Raw genomic sequence first — 6,981 nt, 5'->3', positions numbered from 1 at the left:
CAAACCCTTCACTTTTCACATAAGTGAAAAAGTTAGTTTTTTAATGAGCAGGGCGAATTAAAACCCTTCACTCAGCTTGACAAATTGTAATTTATAAGGATAAATTTGACATTGGTAATTTAAACATTTCAGCTTGTTTATCTATATATTTACACAATTTGAAAAGTGAATAATTTAACGTAAATATCAAATGCTAAACAATAGGTAAATGGAAACCGGGGTGAAACTTAATAGTTGAACTGGTATCTATATAATTTATTTGTAGAGGAGAATATTTATGGGAAATGTAAATGACAAATATCTTAAATCCTATTGGATAGAATCAACGAAAGGTACAAATTATCCTTCTTTAAAGGAAGACATAAAGGTAGATGTTGCAATTGTAGGTGGTGGAATTGTTGGAATAACAGCAGGTTTTCTTTTAAGTAAACAAGGAGTAAAAATTGCTGTGCTTGAAGCCAGTAAAATACTTCAGGGAGCTACTGGTTTTACTACTGCTAAGATTACATCACAACATAGCTTAACATACGATAAGTTAATAAATTCCATGGGAGTAGAGCGTGCAAAACAGTATGCTGATGCTAATGAAGCATCTATAAGTTTTATAGAAAACACAATAAAAGAATTAAATATAGATTGTGATTTTGAAAAAATGCCTGCAGGTGTATACACAAATGAAGATAAATATGTTAAGGATATTGAAAAAGAATTGAATGTAGCTACGATGCTTGGAATAAAAGCAAAAATTGTAGATAATCTTCCAATTAATATTCCTATGAAATCAGCACTTATTTTTGAAAACCAAGCACAATTTCATCCTAGAAAATATTTATTACCATTAGCAGAGAAAATAATTAAAACAGGAAATCAAATATATGAGAATACAGAAGTATTTGAAGTTAGGCCAGGAAATCCGATTGAACTTGTTGTGACTAATGGAAAGAAAATAACCGTACAAAAGGTTATTATTTGTTCTCATTTTCCATGCTACGATGGAATGGGACTTTACCTAACAAGATTAAGACCAGAGAGATCCTATGCTGTTGTGGTTCATATTAAGGAAAAATTCCCAAAGTTTATGCTTATAAATGCAGAGAATCCTACACGTTCTTTAAGAGCTCAAAATGATGGAGAAAAGGAACTTATATTAGTTGGAGGAGAAAATCATAAAGTGGCTCATGGTGATAATTTTGAGGAGCATTATGAGAATTTAGAGAAATTTGCTAAGGATATTTTTACAGTAGATGATATTGCATATAGATGGTCACTTCAAGATTATATAAGCGTCGACAATGTGCCATATATAGGAAAGATAATGAGTTCAAAGGAAAATATATATGTTGCAACTGGCTTTAAAAAGTGGGGTATGACAAATGGAACAGCAGCTGCTAGAATACTCACAGATGAAATTCTAGGGGCAAATAATCCATGGAAAGAGGTATTTGACCCGACGAGGAAATTTACAGCACAGGCATATGGAAAGTTGTTTGCTGAAAATTTCGATGTGGCAAAAGAGCTTATTATAGGAAAAATAAAATCTGGAGAAGACGGAATAGACATTAAAAAGGATGAAGGAAAAATAGTAGAAATAGAAGGTCACAAATATGGAGCATACAGAGATGAAGATGGCAAACTTCATATAGTTAATATTACCTGTACCCATGTTGGATGTGAATTAAAGTGGAATGATGCTGAAAAGTCGTGGGATTGTCCTTGTCATGGTTCTAGATTTACTTATGATGGTGAAATACTTGAGGGTCCAGCTACTCACAGATTAAATCATTATAAAGAAGAAAATAACAAAATAGATTGGAATTTATAAAGAGTTTTATTATGCTTTAGAAAAATGATACATAAATTTAAAAAAAATAAAGGAATATTCATTGCATTTATAGAATAAAGTTAATTAAATTTGATAAACTAAATAAAATATAACGAATGGAGTGATTTGAATTGTACAATATTAGAATGGCAAATTTAAATGACGAAAATAAGCTTATAAATTTAGTTAAACCAAAGTTGTTAGATGAAAAAACTGACAAGAATGCTAGAAATGTATTAGATGAATTTCTTAATAATAATAAGTTCAGAGTTTTTGTGCTTAGAGAAGATGATGTTTTAAAAGGTTTTTGCAGTATTGAAATTAAATCAGATGCAGGCGAGAATAAAGAAGAATCAGCAGAAATTGTTATGTTAAATGTTAATAATGATTCAAAAGAAAAAAGTTATAAAAAAATGTTGATGGAATATATTGAAGATTACTTAAAACAAATAGGTATTAAAGGAATGTATTTAAGATTATGGAGAATGGCATACTAAAAATCACTTATTGCTAGTAATCGTATTCAAAAAATACATTTAAATTACAGGGGGTGCAATGTCCCCTGTAATTTTTTTATGGAATTTATACCATAATGCATTATAATGAAAGAGGATATGAAGTATTTAAATACAATAGATTTTTTTAACATTATGTTAAATTTTATGAAAATTAAGTTGAGGTGTAAAAGATGGTTGATTTTATAGGTACAGGAAGTGCTTTTAATACAAAGCTTGGCAATAATAGTGCTTTTTTAAAAAAAGGCAGCAGCTTAATTTTAATAGACTGTGGAGGATCTGTCTTTAGCAAGTTAAGAAAACTAAATTTATTAAATAGTGTAGAAAAAATATATATTATAATTACCCATACACATCCAGATCATGTTGGAAGTCTTGGAGATTTAATATTTTACTCATACTATATTTTAAAAAGTAAGGTAAATATATTTTTCCCACAGGAAAGCTTAATAAAAAATTTCTTGGCTAACATAGGGGCGAGCAGTGAACAATATAATCTTAATAGTTGTGATAATCCAGAAATAGATGATGTGGAACTTGGAAATATTAATGTGAAATTTTTATCAGTTACTCATACCAAGACAATACCAGCATATGGGTTTATAATGAATTTAGATAGAAAATCATTTTATTACAGTGGTGATTCAAATAGCATAAGCAACCAAGTAATTGATAAACTTAAAAACGGAGAAATTGAAATGATTTATCATGATACTTGTGGTCTGGACTATAAGGGCAATCCTCATTTATCTATTAAAAAGCTTTGTGAAGCAGTACCTATGGAATTTAGAAACAAGGTTTATTGTATGCATCTTGATGAAAATATAACAGAGAAGCAAATAATGGATAGTGGATTTAATGTTGTTCATCCATATTTTATATAGTTATTTTGCAATTGAATACTATCTTTTTGAATACTAGCTAACTATAAAGTGCATACTTTAGAAATATGCGATTTATATTATATAATTTTAATAGTACGTATTATATTATTATTTATTAGTATTTAGGAGGCAGGTATTATGAATGAAATAATAAAAGCAATTTTGAGTAGAAGGAGTATAAGAAAGTTTAAGTCTGAACAAATTAGCGATGATGAATTAAATTCAATACTTGAAGCTGGAAAATTTGCGCCAAGTGCAATGAATCAGCAATCATGGCATTTTACGGTAATTCAAAATAAAGAAATAATAGCTAAAGTCAATGAAGTATGCAAAGAAAATATGAATAGAGCTGAAAATAAGGATTTAAATCTTTTTTATAATGCACCAACGCTTATAATAGTTTCTGGAGATGAGAAGGCAGTGGCACCTGAATGTGACGCTTCACTAGCTCTAGAAAACATGTTTTTGGCTGCAGCATCATTAAATATAGGTTCATGCTGGATTCATTCGCCAAGAGCTTTAGCTTCTTCAGACGAAGGCAATAAATTAATAAGCGAGCTTGGAATACCAAGTGGATATAAAATAGTTGGATCCGGAATTTTTGGATATAAAGCTTCTGAAGCGCCTGCATCTGCTAAGAGAAAAGAAAATTCCGTGAATATAGTAAAATAATGCTTAATTAAAGAATATATCTAGTTAAATTAATGTGAGGTTATAATGATTTAAGTGACTTCACATTATTTTTTTATAAGTGCTACAGTAAAATTATAATTTTATCTCTAAGAAATACTAATAGGTATAATAAGAAATATGTATTATACTTATTAACTATAAAAAGGTATACTATTTATAGAGTTCTGCAATAAGTGTTAGAAATGAGAGTGATATATAGTGAAAAATTTAAATGAAATTTTACTAGAAGAGGTTAAAAGTTTTAGAAAACTCGGACATAAATTCTTGAACGGTGAAGTAAGTAAGATGGATTTTAAGGGTGCTTCTGGAGGAATGGGAGTATATGCTCATAGAAGCAGTAAAGAGTTTATGATAAGATTTAGAATACCATCTGGAATAGCAAATAGAAAAGACTTAGAATTAATTTATGATTTTGCTAAAAGATACGAATTGCAGTGGATACATCTTACAACACGTCAAGCAATCCAACTTCATGGAATTAGTATAGATGAAGTTTGTGATGCTATGGAAGAAGGAATAAATAAGGGATTATATTCAAGAGGGTCAGGCGGAAATTTTCCTAGAAATGTTGCTATATCTCCATTGTCAGGAGTAGATAAGGATGAAGCTTTTGATGTATCACCATATGCTTTGGCAGTTGGTAATTACTTTTTAAATAAAGTGTACACGTATAAGCTTCCTAGAAAGCTAAAGGTTGCTTTTTCAAATAATGACAGAGACTTTCCACATGCAGGAGCTGTTGATTTAGGTTTCTTTGCAGTAAGAGAAGGAGACAAAGAATATTTTAAAGCGTATCTTGGAGGAGGTCTTGGGAGAAATCCAAGGGTTGGTGTAGAATTCCCGGAACTTATAACACCAGAAGATGTTTTGTATCATGTGGAAGCAATGACACAGCTTTTTATAGATGAAGGAGATTATAAAAACAAAAATAAAGCTCGTATAAGATATATAGTTGAAAGAATGGGAAAAGAAGAGTTTATACAATGTTATAAAAAACATCTTGAAGAAGTTACACAAGCTAATAAGCTAAAAATTAGTGTCGAGGAAAAAGTATATGATAAACCTGGAATTGAAACTTTAGTACAAAGTAAAAGATTGGTTGAACAAAAGCAAAAGGAGTTATATAGTGTATATGTTCATCCAATAGGTGGTCAACTATCAATAGGTGATTTTAAGCTCATTTTAGATGAAACAGAAAATATTCAGGATTCAGAAATAAGACTTGCTATGACAGAAGGCTTATATATTAGAAATTTAGATGGAAAAGAAGCTGAAAGAATGCTAGATATTACAGAGCATATTGGAGGAGAAAATAGATTAGAACAATCCATAGCTTGCATTGGAGTGCCTATTTGCCAAATGGGTATTTTAGATAGCCAGAAGGTGCTAAGAGAAATTATAATTTATTTTAGAGAAAAGAATTTTCTTGAAGATGTTCTCCCTATAATACATATATCAGGATGCCCTAATTCCTGCAGTGCTCATGAAATAGGTGGAATAGGTTTTTGTGGAAAGAAGAAAAATGTTGATGGACAGATTCAGGAAGTATTTGAGGTGCATTTAGGAGGAAAACTTGGTATAGGTAAAGCAATACTTGCTGATTACTATGGAGATATATTAAGAGAAAGATTACCAGAATTTTTATATGAAATTGCATTAGAGCTTAAAGAAAAAAATCAAGATTTTTATGAATGGGTAGAGAGAAATCAATGTGATATGAAAAAAATACTATATAAATATACAGTATAGTATTTTAAAGATATAAAAAACATGATTTTGAATTTTTGGGAAAATATTCATTTATAATTATGATAATTCAGGTAGATTTGTATAAACAAGTCTACCTGAATTTTTTATAGTTTTAATTACAGCAAGATCCTGTACCAGTTTTGTTTTTACTTTGAATAACTGAATTTTCAACATTTGAACGTGATTTATTCTTCATTGAGGTATATGCATACAAACTAGCACTTGCCAGCAAAATAACTGCTGCTATAATTGAAATTATAATAATAGATTTTTTCTTATTCATATTTTTTCCGGCTTTCTACTCAATGAAGGTATCCTTTACGAGTTTGTCTATATCTGTGTTTGAATCAAGTATATTCTGCTTCTTCATTGCTTTTAAGGTATTTGTAAAGTCTTGCTTTGCTTTCTTTTTATCTGCAATAAATTCATAATTGCTAATCAATTTGCTATTTTCGAGTTCATCTCCACTACTTACATACTTTTTATCTACGGTTATCTTAGCAGCTTCTTCAGGGTGTTTTTCAACCCAGGCTGTAGCTTCTGCCCATGCATCGGTTATTTCTTTTGCAACTTCAGGATGTTTTTTTGCAAGAGTCCCATTTACCCCTGTATAGCAGCAATAAGTATCCTTAGCAGTATTTTTAACATTATTGTTACCAAATATCTTTCTTGCTTTTCCTGAGTTTACTGCCAATGCACCATAAGGGTCCCAAGCTCCAAAGGCATCTATTTCACCTTTTGAGAGTGCTTGCGCAAGTTGAGCTTGTGGGTATACTCTCCAATCTACGTCTTTCTTTGCATCTATTCCGTATTTACCTAGTTCAATTGATAAAAGTACCATTGGAACACCACCAATAGCATCTATTCCAATTTTTTTACCTTTTAAATCTTTAACTGATTTTATTGAAGAATTTACAGGAACTACAGCTTCAATACATCCTGTATGAATTCCATTTGTAAGTTTTATATTGAGGCCTTGTTGAATTGATTTAAACATTCCAGCAGAAATTTGTGCACCATCTATTTTACCTGATGCAATTCCTTCCTTAAGTGTTTCTGCATTTATATTTACAATTTTAGGTGATAAACCATGTTTTTTAAATATACCTTTTTCAATTCCGATATATAGTGGTGCTTCACATGTACCATTGTAAGTTCCAAGAGTAACTTCTGTTAATCCACTATTAGTTTTCTTTAATGTAGATTTGTTATTGCCACATCCGGCAAGTGATATAGCAGTAACCGCTACAATTGACAATATACTTGTCGCTCTAATAAATCCTTTTTTCATTGCAATTTCCCCCTAAATATTTATATT

General features: G+C 30.3%; 7 protein-coding genes. 5 read left to right on the top strand and 2 right to left on the bottom strand.

Features of this window, described 5'->3' with window-relative positions; all coding sequences use genetic code 11:
• The first annotated feature begins 277 nt into the window (after positions 1-277).
• The 5 genes from LQK79_RS17890 to LQK79_RS17870 all read left to right on the top strand — a co-directional run bounded on the left by LQK79_RS17890 (position 278) and on the right by LQK79_RS17870 (position 5,663).
• Positions 278-1,822, top strand: a complete 1,545-nt coding sequence (locus LQK79_RS17890) for an FAD-dependent oxidoreductase (RefSeq protein ID WP_231017380.1) — start codon at positions 278-280, stop codon at positions 1,820-1,822.
• Between the two features lie 131 nt (positions 1,823-1,953).
• On the top strand, positions 1,954-2,319 hold the full coding sequence (locus LQK79_RS17885) for a GNAT family N-acetyltransferase (RefSeq protein ID WP_053242319.1): 366 nt from the start codon (positions 1,954-1,956) through the stop codon (positions 2,317-2,319).
• Positions 2,320-2,510: 191 nt separating this feature from the next.
• Positions 2,511-3,221: an MBL fold metallo-hydrolase gene (locus tag LQK79_RS17880; protein ID WP_231017379.1), complete on the top strand. Its 711-nt coding sequence runs from the start codon at positions 2,511-2,513 to the stop codon at positions 3,219-3,221.
• Positions 3,222-3,359: 138 nt separating this feature from the next.
• Entirely contained in the window at positions 3,360-3,893 is a 534-nt protein-coding gene (locus tag LQK79_RS17875; protein WP_231017378.1) for a nitroreductase family protein, read from the top strand.
• 219 nt (positions 3,894-4,112) lie between these two features.
• Entirely contained in the window at positions 4,113-5,663 is a 1,551-nt protein-coding gene (locus tag LQK79_RS17870; RefSeq protein ID WP_231017377.1) for a nitrite/sulfite reductase, read from the top strand.
• A gap of 112 nt (positions 5,664-5,775) precedes the next feature.
• Here LQK79_RS17870 and LQK79_RS17865 read toward each other — a convergent pair whose 3' ends face one another.
• Positions 5,776-5,946, bottom strand: coding sequence for a hypothetical protein (locus tag LQK79_RS17865; RefSeq protein ID WP_231017376.1), 171 nt, complete (start codon positions 5,944-5,946; stop codon positions 5,776-5,778).
• Positions 5,947-5,961: 15 nt separating this feature from the next.
• A complete protein-coding gene (locus LQK79_RS17860) occupies positions 5,962-6,954 on the bottom strand; it encodes an ABC transporter substrate-binding protein (protein WP_231017375.1) in 993 nt (330 codons plus the stop codon).
• Positions 6,955-6,981 lie beyond the last annotated feature (27 nt).

This window comes from Clostridium guangxiense (assembly GCF_021043395.1).
Classification (GTDB): domain Bacteria; phylum Bacillota; class Clostridia; order Clostridiales; family Clostridiaceae; genus Clostridium_S; species Clostridium_S guangxiense.
Note: the sequence above shows the minus strand (reverse complement) of the source record. Positions and strands in the feature narration are given on the sequence as shown.

Coding starts and splice junctions, on each gene's coding strand:
- LQK79_RS17860 (WP_231017375.1), bottom strand. CDS start 6,954: ATGAAAAAAGGATTTATTAGAGCGACAAGTATATTGTCAATTGTAGCG.
- LQK79_RS17890 (WP_231017380.1), top strand. CDS start 278: ATGGGAAATGTAAATGACAAATATCTTAAATCCTATTGGATAGAATCA.
- LQK79_RS17880 (WP_231017379.1), top strand. CDS start 2,511: ATGGTTGATTTTATAGGTACAGGAAGTGCTTTTAATACAAAGCTTGGC.
- LQK79_RS17875 (WP_231017378.1), top strand. CDS start 3,360: ATGAATGAAATAATAAAAGCAATTTTGAGTAGAAGGAGTATAAGAAAG.
- LQK79_RS17865 (WP_231017376.1), bottom strand. CDS start 5,946: ATGAATAAGAAAAAATCTATTATTATAATTTCAATTATAGCAGCAGTT.